This window comes from Nevskia soli DSM 19509 (assembly GCF_000711955.1).
Lineage (GTDB): Bacteria > Pseudomonadota > Gammaproteobacteria > Nevskiales > Nevskiaceae > Nevskia > Nevskia soli.
Genome location: NZ_JONR01000020.1, coordinates 45,614 through 61,635, shown reverse-complemented (window position 1 = coordinate 61,635; position 16,022 = coordinate 45,614). Strand labels below are relative to the sequence as shown.

The window sequence follows — 16,022 nt, the reverse complement described above, 5'->3', positions numbered from 1 at the left end:
GCACGGATTCGACCATAAAAACCTTAGCCAGAAACACTGAATCGCGCCCGGAAGCGAGCAATGGAAGGCACCGACGCACTGATCAACGCGCTGTACTGCACCGCCACCGAGGGTGACTGGCAGTCGTTCCGCGGTCGCGCCCTGGGCCTGCTCTGCGAACAGTTCGGGGCCAGCGCCGCCGCGTGGTGGTCGCGCGGCGCGCGCAACGATGGCGAGCTGACCCAGCACCCGCAGCCCTTTCTCACCACGGCCGTACTGGCCAAGCTGGCACTGCCCCCTGGCGGCGAAGCCGTGGTGCTGGAAGCCTCGCCGACGGCGCAAGCCTTCGTTTACAGCCCCACGGGCAGCGAGTTGGTGCATACCGTGGTGCTGCAATATCCAGCGCGCGCCAAGCGCGCCAGCGAAGAAGCCCTGCAACGGGCCGGCATGCACCTGTGCGCCGCCGGCGCCCTGTCGATGCTGCAGTTCGTGCGGCGCGACGACTGGCTTCACTCCATGGGGCGCGCCAACCGCGGCTCCGCCGCTCTGGTCGACGGGGGAGGCGCAGTCTATGCGGTCAGCGGACGTTTCCGCAGCCTCCTGGAGGAGGCCGGCCATGCCGGCGATGTCGCGCGGCTGCCGTTCACCCTGCCGGAGAGCGCGCTGGGCGAAGAGGGCGGCGAGTTGATGGAAGGCGGCCTGCACCTGCGCGTGGCGCGCTGCGGCAGCCTCTATCTGTTGCATGCGCGCAAGCCGCTGCCGCTGGATGCGCTGTCGCCGCGCGAGCAGGAAATCGCGCGGGCGTTGAGCAATGGCAAGACCTTGAAGTCGATCGCAAGACAGTATGGGATCGCGGTGTCGACAGTGGCGAATCACACCACGCGGATTTATCGGAAGCTGGCGATTTATCGGCGGGAAGATCTCATTGAGTTGCTGCATATGAAGCCGAGTACGGTGCGCTGAGGCCGCCGTTTTCTGGCGCTTCCTGTCTTTCCCCTTGCTCTGCTTGCTCTCTGAAGAGTCGCGGCGTACGCGCTTGCGCGCGGGCTGGATCCTCCTCAGCGACTGTACGAAGTTTTTCGCCTCCGGCGAGTCACTTTTCTTGGCGCAAGAAAAGTAACCAAAAGAACATGCCCCCGAAGTTTGCGCCGCCTACGGCGGTGCCCTGCGCTTCTCGCTCGTGGCGGGGTCTGAAGACAGGCCATCCCTGGCCTGTCTTCAGACGCTTCGGCATCCTGCCTCGCCCGGCGCGAACACACGCGCCGGCTCATGCCGCCCCGAGCTGCGATGCTCGGCGCAAACTACGGGGGCGGAAAGTCAAAAACGCAAAGCAACATCAAAAGCGCCACTACTCCACCCTTGTCATTCCCGCGAAGCGAATCCAGGAGGTCAAGCGATGCACCCCGCTACCTACCCCTCTCCCTAGCCCTCTCCCGCAAGGGGAGAGGGGACTAAAGGCAGGGGGAGCGCGACGCTTTTGCCGTTGCTTTGGCTTTTGACGTCCCTCCCCGTGTGGCTGCGCCGAGCATCGCAGGCCAAGGTGGAATAGCCGCGCGCAGACGCGGGCGAGGCAGGATGCCGAAGCCGTTTTAGACAGGCCAGGGATGGCCTGTCTAAAACGCCCACCTTGGCCGAGAAGCGCAGGGGACCGAATAAATACCGACAGGTGTTTATTCGGCGCAGACATCGGGTCGCATTTCTTTTGGTTACTTTTCTTTGGGCGAAACCCAAAGAAAAGTAACCCGCCTTCAGGGCGGAACCAGGGTTTCAGGCAGCGCAGGCAAGGAGCCGCGCGCAAGCGCGTACGCCGAGGTTTCAAAGTCAGACCAGAGAAAGAAGCGTGCGCCAAACAGCGCATCGAGCAAGCAGACAGCCAGCGAATCAAACCTGCAAAGTAGCCAACACCGCCGCCATCTCCGCCTCGATCTTTTCCAGATTCGGAATCAAGGCCTCCTGGCTCGCCACCCGCACACGAGACAGGATCAACTCGCTGTCCTGCGGCCGCGCCTCGGCCGGCCGCAGCGCGGAACGGTTCAGGGTGACCAGGTGCGGATACCCTTCCGCCAGGATGCCGTAACGGCCCGCCGACAAGCGCGTCGTCACCGAATTGATCACCGCGATGCGCGTGCGCCGGCTCGGCGGCTCCGCCGCGCCGTTGTTGAGCAGCTCGAAACGCGCGATCGGCAGTTCGCGTCCCTGCCACGGCAGCAGCCCGGCGAACCAGGGCGGCGCGCCGGACACCGGCCGCAGGCCTTCCAGCGACACCACCTCCGCCACCGCCAGGTTCGGCAGCAGCAAGGTATCGCTCTGCAATGCGACGAGAACGGCGTAAAGCTGTTGCGGTGCTCCGCTCATGTCAATGCTGCCTGCGCACGTCTTTCACTTCCGCCAGCAGCTGATCTTCCTGGTAAGGCTTGATCAGGTAGCGGTCCACACCCAGCACGCGCGCGCGCTCGCGATGCTTCTCGCCGGAGCGCGAAGTGATCATGATGATCGGCACGCCGGTCAGGCGCGGGTTGTTGCGGATGAAGGCCGCGACCTCGAAACCGTCGGCGCGCGGCATCTCGATATCGAGCAGCACCGTCGACGGCGTTTCCGTCTGCAGCATGGCGATGGCATCCAGGCCGTCCTTCGCCGTCACCACGCGGTAGCCGTTGCGCGTCAACAGGCGCTCCGCCACGCGGCGCATGGTGACCGAATCGTCCACCACCATGATGGTCTCGCGCTCTTCCACCGCGGCGGCTTCGACGCGCCCGGCGGCTTCCGCCAGCAGCGCGCGGCGCGAGCGCTCGGCCACCAGCGCCGCCACGTCGAGGATCAGCACCACCCGGCCATCGGCCAGGATGGTGGCGCCGGCCACGCCGGGCACGCTGCTGACCTGCGGACCGACCGCCTTGGACACGATTTCGCGGTTGCCGTGGAGCACGTCCACGATCAGCGCGACGCGGCGCTCGGCCGCACCCAGGCCCTCACCGAGGCGTACCAGGATGGCGGTATAGGTACGCGCATCCGGATCCGGCGCATGCGTCACGCCGACATAGTCGCCCAGGTGACGCACGCGGTAACCGCGGCCGCCGTAGGCGAACAGCGGACCGTCGTCGCGCACATAATCGCTCAGCTCCGCGCGCGGCACACGCGCGATGCCCTCGATGCTCGGCAGCGGAATGGCATAGCTGTCCGGCCCGACGCCGACCAACAGCGCCTGCGATACCGCCAGCGTCAGCGGCAGGCGCAGCAGGAAGCGCGTGCCCTTGCCCACTTCGGAGCGCAGCTCCAGCGTGCCGGCGAGCTGCTTCACTTCGCTGGCCACCACGTCCATGCCGATGCCGCGGCCGGCATCCTGGGTCAGCTTCTTGGCGGTGGAGAATCCGGGTTCGAAAATGAAGCGGGCCAGGTCGTCGTCGGACAGCTGCGCCTCCGGCACCATCAGGCCGCGCTCGATCGCCTTGTGGCGGATCGCCATGAAATCCAGGCCGCGGCCGTCGTCGGACAGCTCGACCAGCAGCTGCGAGCCTTCGCGCGACAAGCGCAGGTTGATGGCGCCGACCACCGGCTTGCCGGCCAGCGCGCGCTCCGCCGGATCCTCGATGCCGTGCACCACGGCATTGCGCAGCAGGTGCTCCAGCGGCGCGGTGATGCGCTCCAGCACGTGGCGGTCCAGCTCCGCCTCCACGCCCTGGAACTGCGCTTCCGCCTGACGGCCGTTCTCCAGCGAGGTCTGCCGCACCACGCGCAGCAGGCGCTGCACCTGGCGCGAGAAGGGCACCATCAGCGTGCCCATCAGGCCCTGCTGCACCTCGGTGGTGATGCGGCTCTGCTGCAGCAGCAGCGTATCCGACTCGCTCACCGCCTCGTCCATCGTCGCCTGCAGCGAGGACAGATCGCTGATCGACTCGGCCAGGGTGCGCGACAATTCCTGCATGCGCGAGTAGCGGTCCATTTCCAGCGGATCGAAATCCTGGCTGTACTGGTCCGGGTGCGCGCCGAAGCCGCGGCCGCGCGCGGCGATCTGCGCTTCGGTCTCGATATCGAGCATGCGCAGCTGCTCGCGCACGCGCGCGATGGTGTGCGCCATTTCCGCCAGCTGCGTGCGCATGCTGGTGTTGCGCTCTTCCAGGCGCGAGCGGTAGATCGAAATCTCGCCCGCCTCGTTGAGCATGGTGTCCAGCGCATCCACCGCGACGCGCGCCGTTTCCGTGCGCGCCAGGGCGAAGCCGCTGAGGTCTTCCTCCGGCCGCCAGAACAGCTCCGGCGCCCATTGGCCGGCGGCGGGCACCACCGCCACCGCGGGTGCGGCAACCAGCGCTTCCTGCGCCACCACCTCGGCCGCCAGCGGGCTGACCAGCAGCTCGGCCTGGCCGCGGCGGATCTGGTCATGCATGGTCTGCAGCCGGTCCAGCTCGCCGCGCATCTGCACGAAGGCGGCGGTATCCGGGAACTCGCCGGCAGCGACCAGTGCATTGACGCGGCTTTCCAGCTCGTGGACCGCATCGCCCATGGCGTCGAGACCGGCCATGCGCGCGCCACCCTTGAGCGTATGCAGGGCGCGCTGCACATCGCGCACCGGTTCGGTGTCGTCGCCGTTCTGCCAGCCCTCGAAGCCGGTATCGAGCTGCTCCAGCAGTTCCGAGGCCTCGGCCGAGAAGATATCGGTGATCTCGTCGTCGAGCGTGCGCTGCTGCTCGTCCGCGAGAGCATTGCCGCCGGTCACTGCCGGCGGCTGCGCGATCGTCTGCTGCCAGGCCGGCGCCTCCAGCACCACCGGCGCCGGCTCGGGCAAGACCTCCGGCTGTTGCAGCAACAGCGGCGGCTCGGGCAACGGTTCGGACTGGAATTCCGGCACAGGCGTTTCAGGCGCGGCCGGCACTTCCAGTTCGCTCACCTCGATCAGCGGCAGCGGCTCTTCCTCGGCCGCCACCACCGGCGGCTCCGGCGGCGCGGGCGCGGGCGCGAAGACGATGGGTTCCTCCGCCACCGGGAAGGATTCCGTCTCCACCGGCGCCTGCGGTTCGAGCGACAGGGCTGCCGGCGGCGCGGCCGAAAAGATGTCTTCGGCCGGCGGAAAGCTCAGCGACAAAGGCGTATCCGCGAACGCGGCTGCTGCTTCCGCCGGGGCTGGGGGCGTTTCCACCAGGGCCGGCGGAGTTTCAACCGGGGGCGGAAGCGCTGCCTCCATCGGAGGCGCGGGCAGCGGGAGTGGCGCCGCGGCCAGCGGCGTGTTGAGCAGCATCGCGTCGATCGCCGCCAGCGCCGGCCCCGCATCGAGCGGCCGGCCGCGTTGCAGATCGCTCACCAGCTGATGCAACTCGTCGAAGCCCACGCCGAGCGGCGTCTGCAGCGCCGCCGAAGACAGCTGCGCGTCTTCGCCGAACAGGTTTTCCAGGTGGTGCGCCACCGTGCCGATGGCGTCCGCCCCGGCGGTGCGCGCGCTGCCCTTGAGCGTATGCAGGGCGCGCTTCAGTTCGTTGGCGGCGTCGGTGTAGCCCGGATCGCGCCGCCATACCTGGAGGTAGTGCTCCATCGACTCGAGCAGTTCCTCCGCTTCCGCGCCGAAAATTTCCAGCAACTCCGCATCGATGGTACCGGCCGCGACGATCTCCGGTTCCAGCGGACGCTCCACCGGATGTGCGATCTCCAGCGGCGGCGGCACATACACCGGGGCAACGGCGGGCCGGGGCAACGCCTGCACCCGCGCCACCCACTCCGCGCCGTCGCCGAGCTTGTCGCCGTCACGATACGCGTCGAGCTGCTGGTACAACCCTTCGATGACTTCCAGCAGGGTGGCGAAGAAGCCGATGCCCGGCGCCTGGCCACCACGCCAATCCGCCAGCCGCTCGCTTGCCGCCTGGCCGATACGGGTGATCGGCTCGCAACCGACGCGCGCCGCAAGGTCGGCCAGGTCGGCGAAGCCGGTGCCCAGATTGGCCGCCGCCAAGCCGTCGTGATTGGCTGCGGCCGGCTGTTCGGCCCAGGCCCGTGCCTGTTGCTCCAGCGCCTGCGTCGCGGTCAGCGCCTGCAGGCAGAACGCTTCGTCGAAGGCCGGGCGCGACGGCGGCGGCGGTGCCTCGGCCTGCGGCGCCGACGGTGGGGCCAACAGCGCGGCAATGCGCGCCTGCCAGGCGGGGACGTCGTCGACACCGGCATCCACCACATCCACCGACTCGATCCAGGCGCGCAGGGTCACCAGCGCGTCGGCGATCAGCGGCAGGCCCAGCGCCGGCAGCGTGCGCCCTTCCAGGCGCAGGGTATTGAACAGTGATTCGAAGGCGGCGGCGAGCTGGCTCACCCCTTCGGCATGGATCACTGCCGCGCTGCCGCGCAGCGTATGGAAGGCGCGGACCACTTCGGCATCCGGCTCGAAACCGCTTTCGCGCGGATCCTGCGCCTCCAGCCAGCGCCGCACCAGACCCAGGCGCTCGCGCGCGTCCTCGCGGAACACCGCCAGCATGTCCGGCTCGGTGCTGGCCTTGGTCGAAGCCAGCTTGGTGGCGCTGTCGATCAGCGCGGCCACCGCCGGATCTTCCACTCCGGTGCCGACGCCATTGCGGAAATTCTCGACCAGGCCCGGCAGCAGGGCGACCGCCTGCTCGATGGTCTGCAGCACCGGGGCGCGCACCGACAGCGCGCCCTCAAGGCAGCGGTTGAGCATGTTCTCCACCGCCCAGCCGAACTCGCCGATGCGCAGCGCGCCGACCATGCGGCCGCTGCCCTTGAGCGTGTGGAAGGCACGGCGCACCTCGCCGATCACCGCGCGGTTGCCCGGCTCGCGCCGGAACGCCGGCAGATGACGCTCCAGCTCGGCCAGCACTTCGCCGGCCTCCTCGATGAAGATCTCGCGGATTTCCGGATCGATGCCGTCACCCACCGGAGCCGAAGCGGGCGCGGGCTCCTGCACCACGGGCGCGGCTGCAACGGGCTGCACAGCCTCCGCCGGCTCCGCCACGGCCACATCGGCGGCCGGCACGGGGGCTTCCGCCGCGCGGAAATCGAGCCGCGAAATATAGCTTTCCAGGTCGTCGAGGATGCGTCCCGGCTCCGGCAGGCCCTCGCGCAAAGCCTCCAGATAGACCTCGACGCAGGAGATCGCATCGGCGAAGCGTTCGAACTCGGCGCGTCCGTCCTGCGTGCCGAGCAGCGTGCCCAGCCGCACATAATTCTCCAGCTTGCGCACCTGGGTACTGGCGCGCACGTGGTCGAGAATCATCAGGCCGGCGGCCACTTCGTTGAGCATGCGCGGCGCATCGCCGAACGCGGATGCGTCGCCGTTCTTGAGATAGACGTCGAAGCCGGCCTTGAGGTGCGCCAGGTCGACCAGCGATTCACGCAACAGCGCCTTGGTGCTTTCGCGCAGATCCTGCGCATGCGGCACCTCGGCCTCGATCTCGGCATAGGGCCGCGCCGGCTCCGTGCCGTGGCGGCCGAGGGCGCGGAACAGCGCCTCTTCCAGGCTGTGCTCGACGCGCAGGATGGCGGTGGCCACATCCATCCACGCCAGCACCCCTTCCGGCGGCGGATTTTCCAGCAGGCGCGCCTGGTTGAGCAGCGCCTGCTGCGGCGCCGGCAAGCCCAGCGCGCCGAGCGTATTGGCCAGTCGCTGCAGGCGCTCGCGCGTCACCGCCAGGTCGCCGGTGCTGCGGCCGCCGGTGCGCACCGCCAGGTCGATGCCGTCCTTGACCTGGGCGAAGTCGCGGCCGATCTCGGCGTGGACACGGCCGAGGATCGAGGTATTGGGGCCGCGCAGGCGCCGGCGCAGCTCGTCCATCTGTTCCAGTGCCGGCAACAGTTCGTCGATGCGGCGGCCGGTGATGAGCGCGTGCGAACGGTCGGTCTGGCGGCTGGCGCGGGCGATGTGGAACAGCAGCTGCTGCGGCGTATCGCCGACATCGGCGCCGGCCACCGCCTCGCCCTGGTCGACCAGTTTCTTCAGGTGCTGCCCGGCGCGGCCGAAGAGGCGCTTCAGGTCCAGCGAATCGAACTGCAGATCGCCGCGCAGGCATTCCGACAGCACCGCGTAGCCGGACCACATCTCGCGCAGATCGGGAGCCGCCGCGTTGACCGCCACCGCATCGGCGATCTTGCCCATGCGGGCCATCGCCGCATCCGTATTCTGGCCGCGGAACCACTGCACGAAGGCGGTCTGGAACGTACCCAGTTCGCGCCGCGCGACGCTCTGCACCGCTTCGCCGCCCGGAGGGCGAAGCTCTTCCGGAAGCTCCGGCAAGGATTCCTGCTGCGCGCGCAACTGCGCCGCGAACAGCTCCGCCTCGGTCAGCAGCGGCTTGCCGCGCGCCAGGCGCAGCTCGTTGATGCCGGGTTGCAGCACCACGGCACGGTCGCTCTCGCCGTGCGCCAGCAGGTCGACGTAATCGGACAGGTGCAGGGTGGCGCCGGTCAACGCCGCGAACGGTTCGAGGTTCTGGTCCGGCGCGTTCTGCCGCATCTCCTGCAGCAGTTGCAGCATCTCTTCGGCCAGCGCGGCGGCGCCGAAGCACTGGATCATGCCGACAGTGCCGCGCACCAGGTGCAGCTCCTCGGCGGCGACGTCGAGGTGGTGCTTCTCCTCGGGCGACTCCAGGTACTGCTCGAGCGCGCCGCGGGCGCGGCTCAGGCTTTGTTCGATCTCGCCGCGGACCCAGTGCAGGCCGTTGGCGATTTGCGGGCGTTGTCCGACCATCAATATGGTCCCGGCAGCCTACGGCTGCCGACGACAGCCTCTCTCCTCCCGGGAGAGAGGGGGACCACCCGCGGATGCGGGTGGTGGAGTGAGGGGCACAGGTGGTGCATGTGATTCACACTCCCGCCACGGTGAACGCCTGGCTGCGCGTCAGCTTGTGCAGCGACAGCACCAGCCAGTTGCGTCCCTCGCGGTTGAAGCCGCCGAGCAGGTACTGCTCGAGCTCGCCGGTTTCGCGCGCCAGCTCATGGCGCTGGTCGGAGGGCGCGAACTGGCGGTAGCCCGCCACCTCGTCCACCAGCACGCCCGCCGGCACGCGATCGGAATTGAATACCAGCACGCGCTGGTCGCGGTGGTCCGGGTTGCGCGGGTACCCCAGCATCTGCCCCAGGTCGGTCACCGGCAACAGGCTGCCGCGCGCATTGGCGACGCCCAGCATCCACGGCTTGGAGCCCGGTACCCGGGTCACCTTCGGCACGGTGATGACCTCGCGCACGTCCTCCCGGGGCGCCACCAGCCAGTAGTCGCGCAGGCGGAAGCCCAGCCCGGTCCAGGACTGGGTCTGGCCGGCGGCGATGTCCAGCCGCGCTGCGCGCAGCCGGTTTTCCAGCGCGAACAGCAATTCGAAAGGCTGCCCGACCAGACCGTAAAGGTCGGCCCCGTGGGCGGTGGGATTCACGGCGCTCATAAGGGACTATGGCCTCAGCCGGCCTTCTTCCCCAGGTGTGCCCGCACCGCCCCGATCAGCTCGTCCTTGGTGAACGGCTTGGTCAGGTACTCGTCGGAGCCGACGATGCGGCCACGGGCGCGGTCGAACAGGCCGTCCTTGGAGGACAGCATGATCACCGGCGTCTTGGCGTAACGCGCGTTGTTCTTGATCAGGGCGCAGGCCTGGTACCCGTCCAGGCGCGGCATCATGATGTCGATGAAAATCAGGTCTGGCTCGTGGTCGGCGACCTTGGCCAGGGCCTCGAAGCCATCCGCGGCGGTAATAACGGCGTAGCCTTCCTTGACCAGCAGCGTCTCCGCGGTCTTGCGGATGGTCTGGCTGTCATCAATGACCATGATCTTGGCCAAAGCGATGGCGTTATCGGTTCCTGCACCGGCTGCTGCTGTGGACATGACCCCCCTCGTGCATGCTCATCCCCGACCGCCCCCAACGACCCCGTCGTGTCGCGGCTCAAGTTTGCGCAAAAATATGTTTTGCCTGCAATTTGTAGCACAACGGCGCTGCCCTGCCTATTTGCCGGCCGATCGCCGCGTTCACCCCGCTGACCGGCAATGAGTTACCCTATTGGTCTCGCATTAATCGGGCGCTCTCATGCACGACGCCGTCCCCAATCTCACTACCGCACAAACCGCGCCACTGCTGCGCTTCGAGTCCCTGCTGCTGGCACGCGCGCCGGACATCGAAGCCTGGTTCAGGAAGCAATGGCTGAAGACCGCCCCGCCATTCTACGGCTCGGTGGACCTGCGCAACGCCGGCTTCAAGCTGGCGCCGGTGGATACCAACCTGTTCCCCGCCGGTTTCAACAACCTCAACCCGGCGTTCGAAGCGTTGTGCGTGCAGGCCATCCAGGCCGCGCTCGACCGCATCATGCCCAGCGCCTGCGGCATCCTGCTGGTGCCGGAAAACCACACGCGCAACCAGTTCTACCTGGAGAACGTGGCGGTACAGCAGGACCTGCTGCAGAAAGCCGGCTACAAGGTACGCATCGGCTCGCTGCGCCCGGAGCTGCACGCGCCGGAACTGCTCAAGCTGCCCTCCGGCCGCGAACTGCTGCAGGAGCCGATCGTGCGCAGCGGCGACAAGGTCGGCGTCGACGGCTTCGAGCCCTGCCTGGTGCTGCTCAACAACGACCTCAGCGCCGGCCGCCCGGCGATCCTCGAACACCTGACCCAGCCGGTGGTGCCGCCGCTCGGCGTGGGCTGGAGCACCCGTCTCAAGACCCATCACTTCGGTATCTACCGCGAGGTGGCGCGCGAGTTCGGCGCCCTGCTCGAGATCGACCCCTGGCTGGTGGAGCCGTTGTTCCGCAACTGCGGCCAGATCAACTTCAAGACCCGCGAGGGCGAGGACTGCCTGGCCGGCAACGTCGAACTGCTGCTGGAAGAGATCAGCGCCAAGTACGAGGAGTACGGCGTCAAGGAACAGCCCTTCGTCATCGTCAAGGCCGACGCCGGCACCTACGGCATGGGCGTGATGACGGTGCGCAGCCCGGATGAAATCCGCAACCTCAACCGCGACGCGCGCAAGAAGATGGCCGCGACCAAGGAAGGCAAGGAAGTCACCGGCGCCATCATCCAGGAAGGCGTCTACACCTTCGAGCGCTGGGGCGACGAGCAGGCCACCGCCGAGCCGGTGGTGTACATGATCGACCACTACGTCGTCGGCGGCTTCTATCGCGTCCACGGCGGCCGCTCGAACCAGGAAAACCTCAACGCCCCCGGCTCCAGCTTCCAGCCGCTGGCCTTCGCCGAGCCCTGCAGCCACCCGGACTGCACCAAGGCGCCGGACGCCCGCCCCAACCGCTTCTACGCCTACGGCGTGGTGGCGCGGCTGGCGCTGCTGGCGGCGGCGCGGGAAATCGACCTGGCCAACGCGCAGGAGGCCAAGGCGGCACACTCGGCTGTTGCGGCCTGAAGTCCGGCCGGCGCCATGCTGAGCTGGCAGACCGCCAGGACGCTGGCGCTGGCCCTGCCCGAAGCGGAAGAGCAGCCGCATTTCGACAAGCCCTCGTTCCGCGTGCGCGGCAAGATCTTCGCAACCCTGTCGGCCCCCGAGGCCAGGGTCACGCTGAAGCTCGCGCCCGCCGACCAGATGGCCCTGACCATGCTCAACGGTGACGCGATCCGCGCGGTCGAGGGTTACTGGGGGCGGCAGGGCTGGACTGAAGTCAAACTCGGCCGGGTTGGCCTCGAGGAATTGAAGAGCCTGCTGCTGCAGTCCTGGCGGCAGGTCGCACCCAAGCGGCTGAGCGCCGCATTCGACAGCGAACATATCCAGACATGAGCATGATAAAAACCCTCGGCGTGGTGATGGACCCGATCGGCTCCATCAAGCCCTACAAGGACACCACCCTGGCCCTGATGCTGTCGGCGCAGAGCCGCGGCTGGCACCTGTTTTACTTCGAGCAACAGGACCTGTGGCTGCGCGACGGCATGGCCTGGGGACGCGCCCGCCCGGTCACCGTGTTCGACGACAAGAAGCACTGGTTCGAGCTGGGGGAGCCGCAAACCCTCAGGCTGGGTGAGTTGAGCGCGATCCTGATGCGCAAGGACCCGCCGTTCGACCTGGAGTACATCACCAGCACCTACATTCTCGAACGCGCCGAGCAGCAGGGCGCCCTGGTGGTGAACAAGCCCGCCTCGCTGCGCGACTGCAACGAAAAGGCGTTCACCGCCTGGTTCCCGCAGTGCACGCCGCCGACGCTGTTCTCGCGCGACCCCGCCAGCCTGCGCGGCTTCCATGCCGAGCATGGCGACGTCATCTACAAGCCGATGGACGGCATGGGCGGCGTCGGCGTCTTCCGTGTCGGCGCCGATGGCCTCAACCTCGGCGCGGTGATCGAGCAGCTCAGCGACAACGGCCGCCGCACCATCGTCGCGCAGCGCTACCTGCCGGCCATCAAGGACGGCGACAAGCGCATCCTGATGGTCGACGGCGAGCCGGTGCTGTACTGCCTGGCGCGCATCCCCCAGGCCGGAGAAACCCGCGGCAACCTGGCCGCCGGCGGCCGCGGCGAGACGCGCCCGCTGAGCGCGCGCGACCTGTGGATCGCCGAACAGGTCGGCCCGGAGCTGAAACGGCGCGGGCTGATGTTCGTCGGCCTCGACGTGATCGGCGAATACCTGACCGAGATCAACGTCACCAGCCCGACCTGCGCGCGCGAGATCGACGCCGACTGTCACACCGATATCGGCGGCCGCTTCATGGATGCGCTGGAGAGCCGGTTCCGGCCCGGACGGATGCCGGGGACGCGCCTGGAATAGATGATTTTTGGGGCTTTTCGGGGGGTTATGAGGCGAAATTTCCCGCTTTAACAGGCTTGTAATGGCCGCAGCCGCCCGGGATACTAGGCGCATGGCCGATGAAAGCTATCTCAGCAATCAATTCCTGGTGGCCATGCCGGGGCTGGAAGACAATAATTTCAGCCACTCGGTAACCCTCTTGTGCGAACACTCCGACAAGGGCGCCCTCGGCCTCATCATCAACCGCCCGACCGATCTGCGTTTGAGCGAAATGCTCGACCAGATGGGGGTGGAGCGCGGGCAGCTGTCGGGCGATCCGATCGTCTACTGGGGCGGCCCGGTGCAGCCGGAACGCGGCTTCGTGGTGCATTCCGGCCCGGGGGCCTGGGACTCCACCCTGAAGCTCGACGAAGACCTTTACATCACCACCTCGCGCGACGTGCTTGGCGCCATCGGCCGCGGCGAAGGACCTGAACGCTACATCGTCGCCCTCGGCTACGCCGGCTGGGGCGAGGGACAACTCGAAAGCGAAATCATGAGCAATTCCTGGCTCAACACACCGGTCGACCGCAGCGTGCTGTTCGGCACCCCGGCGCCGGAGCGCTGGATCGCCGCGACGCGGCTGCTGGGCGTCGACGTCAGCCATCTGGCCAGCGTGGCTGGTCACGCATGACGGCTCCCTCGCAGGGCTCGATCTTCCTGGGGTTCGATTACGGCGCCAAGCGCATCGGCCTCGCCGTGGGCGACACCCTGACCGGCTCGGCGCGCCCACTGCCGGCGGTGGCCAACGGCCGCCAGCCCGACTGGGATGCCCTGGCCAAGGCGCTGAAGGAATGGCGCCCCGCCGGCTGCGTGGTGGGCCTGCCGGTGGACCTCGACGGCCTCGACCAGGCCATCACCGCCCATGCCCGCGCCTTCGCCGAACAGCTGCGCACCCGCTACGGCGTGCCGGTGCACCTGTGCGACGAACGCCTGTCCTCGCGCGCCGCCGACGATGAAATCCGCAACGCACGCGCCGACGGCCGCATGAACCGCCGCACGCGCAGCGGCGACCGCGACGGCGTCGCCGCCCGCCTGATCCTGGAACAGTGGCTGGCGTCCCCCGCGGCACGCCCGGCTCCTTCCGCAACCACGCCTTCCGCATGAGCGACAACCTGCAGATCGGGCGCGATGGCCGCCTGCGGCATTTGCTGACCATGGAAGGCCTGCCGCGCACGCTGCTGCTGCAGATCCTCGACCAGGCCGAGCGCTACGCGGCGGACCGGCGCGCCGAGGGCGCCCACGGCGACAAGAAGCACCCGGTGCTGCACGGCAAGACCGTGGTCAACCTGTTCTTCGAGGCCTCCACCCGCACCCGCACCACCTTCGAGCTGGCCGCCAAGCGCCTGGCCGCGGACGTGGTCAATCTCCAGGTCAGCGCCAGCAGCACCAGCAAGGGCGAGACCCTGCTCGACACGCTGAAGACCCTGGAAGCGATGCAGGTGGACATGTTCGTGATCCGCCACGAGGCTTCCGGCGCCGCGCACTTCTTCGCCCAGCACGCAGCGCCCGGCGTGGCCATCCTCAATGCCGGCGACGGCCGCCACGCGCACCCGACGCAGGCCCTGCTGGACATGTTCACCATCCGCCGCCACAAGCCGGATTTCAGCAAGCTCAGCGTGGCCATCGTCGGCGACGCCCTGCACTCCCGCGTCGCCCGCTCCGACATCCATGCCCTGCGCACCCTCGGCGCCAGGGACGTCCGCCTGGTCGCGCCGCGGCCGCTGGTGCCGACCGGCATCGAGCATCTGGGGGTGAAGGTATTCAACGAACTCGAAGCCGGCCTGGACGGCGTCGACGTGGTGATCCTGCTGCGCCTGCAGACCGAGCGCATGCTCGGCGCCTTCCTGCCCTCCACCGGCGAATTCCACCGCGACTTCGGCCTGACCCGCGAGCGCCTGGCCAAACTCAAGCCGGATGTGCTGGTGATGCACCCCGGCCCGATCAACCGCGGCGTCGAGATCGAAGGCGACGTCGCCTACGGCGAGCGCTCGGTGATCCTGGAGCAGGTGGCGCATGGCGTGGCGGTGCGCATGGCGGTCATGGCCATGATCCTCGGCGGAGAAGCGGCATGAGCGTCCTGATCAAGAACGCCCGCATCCTCGACCCGGTCGCCGGCACCGACACCGTCGGCTGCCTCGGCTTGCGCAAGGGCCGCATCGACTATCGCGGCATCCGCGCGCCCAAAGCCGCCTACGACGAGGTGATCGAGGCCAAGGGCCTGTGGCTGATGCCCGGCATCGTCGATCTCTGCGCCCGCATGCGCGAACCCGGCCATACGCAGAAGGCAACCATGCGCTCGGAAGCGCGGGCTGCCCTGGCCGCTGGCATCACCGCCGTGTGCCTGCCGCCGGACACCCGGCCGGTGATCGACAATACCGCCGTGGTCAATCGGGTCAACCGCATCGCCAAGGCCGCCGCCGGCACCTACGTCTACATGCTCGGCGCGCTGACCAAGGGGCTCGAAGGCCAGGCCCTGTCGGAGATGAGCGCGCTGAAGCAGGCCGGCTGCGTCGGTGTCGGCAACGGCCTGTCGCCGGTGGCCAACACCCTGATCGCGCGGCGCGCGCTGGAGTACGCCTCCAGCCTGGGGATTACCGTGCACGTGGTGCCGCTGGATCCGTCCCTCGCCAACGGCGGCTGCGCCCATGAAGGCGCGGTGGCGACCCGGCTGGGCCTGACCTCGATCCCGGTCTCGGCCGAAACGGTGGCGATGCGCCAGTGGATTTCCCTGGTGGAGGACACCGGCGCGCGCATCCACTTCGGCCGCCTCAGCAGCGCCCGCGGCGTGGAGCTGCTGCAATCGGCGCAGCGGCGCGGTCTGCCGGTTACCGCCGATGTGGCGGCGCACCAGCTGTTCCTTACCGATGCCGACCTCGAAGGCTTCAACGCCATGGCGCACGTCATGCCGCCGTTGCGCCAGGCGCAAGACCGCGACGCCCTGCGCGCCGCGGTGAAGAGCGGAGTCATCGGCGCCATCTGCTCCGATCACCAGCCGCACGAGGCGGACGCCAAGATCAACCCCTTCCCGCTCACCGAGCCCGGCATTACCGCTCTGGAAACGCTGCTGCCGCTGAGTCTGCGGCTGGTCCAGGACGGCGTGCTGACACCCCTGCAGGCCGTGGCACGGCTTTCGCTTGCCCCGGCCCGGGTGCTCGGCATCGAACGCGGCAGCCTGGCGGCGGGCACCGCCGCCGACCTGGTGCTGGTCGATCCCTCCGCGGCCTGGCGGCTCGACCCGGCGGAGTTGCTCAGCCGCGGCCGCAATACGCCGTTCGCGGGCGCCGACTTCAAGGGCCGCGCCCTGCGCACCTGGCTCGGCGCCGCCTAGTACGCAGACGGCGAACGCTCAGGCCGC

General features: G+C 68.4%; 12 protein-coding genes. 8 read left to right on the top strand and 4 right to left on the bottom strand.

Annotated elements, in window-relative coordinates:
* Window positions 1-60: 60 nt before the first annotated feature.
* Window positions 61-942: a helix-turn-helix transcriptional regulator gene (locus tag BP26_RS0111725; RefSeq protein ID WP_029920772.1), complete on the top strand. Its 882-nt coding sequence runs from the start codon at window positions 61-63 to the stop codon at window positions 940-942.
* A 918-nt stretch (window positions 943-1,860) separates the two neighbouring features.
* Here BP26_RS0111725 and BP26_RS0111720 read toward each other — a convergent pair.
* From BP26_RS0111720 to BP26_RS0111705, 4 genes are all read right to left on the bottom strand, one after another.
* Window positions 1,861-2,334: a chemotaxis protein CheW gene (locus BP26_RS0111720; RefSeq protein ID WP_029920771.1), complete on the bottom strand. Its 474-nt coding sequence runs from the start codon at window positions 2,332-2,334 to the stop codon at window positions 1,861-1,863.
* A gap of 1 nt (window position 2,335) precedes the next feature.
* Window positions 2,336-8,653: a hybrid sensor histidine kinase/response regulator gene (locus BP26_RS0111715; RefSeq protein WP_029920770.1), complete on the bottom strand. Its 6,318-nt coding sequence runs from the start codon at window positions 8,651-8,653 to the stop codon at window positions 2,336-2,338.
* 115 nt (window positions 8,654-8,768) lie between these two features.
* Window positions 8,769-9,332 carry a chemotaxis protein CheW gene (locus tag BP26_RS0111710; RefSeq protein WP_169740694.1) on the bottom strand — a complete coding sequence of 188 codons (564 nt, stop codon included), beginning with the start codon at window positions 9,330-9,332 and terminating at the stop codon, window positions 8,769-8,771.
* A 23-nt stretch (window positions 9,333-9,355) separates the two neighbouring features.
* Entirely contained in the window at window positions 9,356-9,775 is a 420-nt protein-coding gene (locus BP26_RS0111705; RefSeq protein ID WP_051748880.1) for a response regulator transcription factor, read from the bottom strand.
* 199 nt (window positions 9,776-9,974) lie between these two features.
* On the opposite strand from BP26_RS0111705, the gene gshA reads away from it, so the two are divergent.
* From gshA to BP26_RS0111670, 7 genes are all read left to right on the top strand, one after another.
* Window positions 9,975-11,297, top strand: coding sequence for a glutamate--cysteine ligase (gene gshA, locus BP26_RS0111700; protein WP_029920767.1), 1,323 nt, complete (start codon window positions 9,975-9,977; stop codon window positions 11,295-11,297).
* Between the two features lie 15 nt (window positions 11,298-11,312).
* The gene (locus tag BP26_RS0111695) at window positions 11,313-11,666 is read left to right on the top strand and encodes an MmcQ/YjbR family DNA-binding protein (RefSeq protein ID WP_029920766.1); all 354 of its coding nucleotides are present in this window, start codon (window positions 11,313-11,315) and stop codon (window positions 11,664-11,666) included.
* Window positions 11,667-11,668: 2 nt separating this feature from the next.
* The gene (gene gshB, locus BP26_RS0111690; RefSeq protein ID WP_029920765.1) at window positions 11,669-12,646 is read left to right on the top strand and encodes a glutathione synthase; all 978 of its coding nucleotides are present in this window, start codon (window positions 11,669-11,671) and stop codon (window positions 12,644-12,646) included.
* A 91-nt stretch (window positions 12,647-12,737) separates the two neighbouring features.
* A complete protein-coding gene (locus tag BP26_RS0111685) occupies window positions 12,738-13,298 on the top strand; it encodes a YqgE/AlgH family protein (RefSeq protein WP_029920764.1) in 561 nt (186 codons plus the stop codon).
* Window positions 13,295-13,771: a Holliday junction resolvase RuvX gene (ruvX, locus tag BP26_RS0111680; protein ID WP_029920763.1), complete on the top strand. Its 477-nt coding sequence runs from the start codon at window positions 13,295-13,297 to the stop codon at window positions 13,769-13,771. The genes BP26_RS0111685 and ruvX overlap by 4 nt, the downstream gene beginning before the upstream one ends.
* On the top strand, window positions 13,768-14,739 hold the full coding sequence (locus BP26_RS0111675; protein ID WP_029920762.1) for an aspartate carbamoyltransferase catalytic subunit: 972 nt from the start codon (window positions 13,768-13,770) through the stop codon (window positions 14,737-14,739). The genes ruvX and BP26_RS0111675 overlap by 4 nt, the downstream gene beginning before the upstream one ends.
* Window positions 14,736-15,995, top strand: coding sequence for a dihydroorotase (locus BP26_RS0111670; protein ID WP_029920761.1), 1,260 nt, complete (start codon window positions 14,736-14,738; stop codon window positions 15,993-15,995). Before BP26_RS0111675 ends, BP26_RS0111670 begins: the two co-directional genes overlap by 4 nt.
* Window positions 15,996-16,022 lie beyond the last annotated feature (27 nt).

Coding starts and splice junctions, on each gene's coding strand:
- gshB (WP_029920765.1), top strand. CDS start 11,669: ATGATAAAAACCCTCGGCGTGGTGATGGACCCGATCGGCTCCATCAAG.
- gshA (WP_029920767.1), top strand. CDS start 9,975: ATGCACGACGCCGTCCCCAATCTCACTACCGCACAAACCGCGCCACTG.
- BP26_RS0111675 (WP_029920762.1), top strand. CDS start 13,768: ATGAGCGACAACCTGCAGATCGGGCGCGATGGCCGCCTGCGGCATTTG.
- BP26_RS0111715 (WP_029920770.1), bottom strand. CDS start 8,653: ATGGTCGGACAACGCCCGCAAATCGCCAACGGCCTGCACTGGGTCCGC.
- BP26_RS0111670 (WP_029920761.1), top strand. CDS start 14,736: ATGAGCGTCCTGATCAAGAACGCCCGCATCCTCGACCCGGTCGCCGGC.
- BP26_RS0111725 (WP_029920772.1), top strand. CDS start 61: ATGGAAGGCACCGACGCACTGATCAACGCGCTGTACTGCACCGCCACC.
- BP26_RS0111705 (WP_051748880.1), bottom strand. CDS start 9,775: ATGTCCACAGCAGCAGCCGGTGCAGGAACCGATAACGCCATCGCTTTG.
- BP26_RS0111720 (WP_029920771.1), bottom strand. CDS start 2,334: ATGAGCGGAGCACCGCAACAGCTTTACGCCGTTCTCGTCGCATTGCAG.
- BP26_RS0111685 (WP_029920764.1), top strand. CDS start 12,738: ATGGCCGATGAAAGCTATCTCAGCAATCAATTCCTGGTGGCCATGCCG.
- BP26_RS0111695 (WP_029920766.1), top strand. CDS start 11,313: ATGCTGAGCTGGCAGACCGCCAGGACGCTGGCGCTGGCCCTGCCCGAA.
- ruvX (WP_029920763.1), top strand. CDS start 13,295: ATGACGGCTCCCTCGCAGGGCTCGATCTTCCTGGGGTTCGATTACGGC.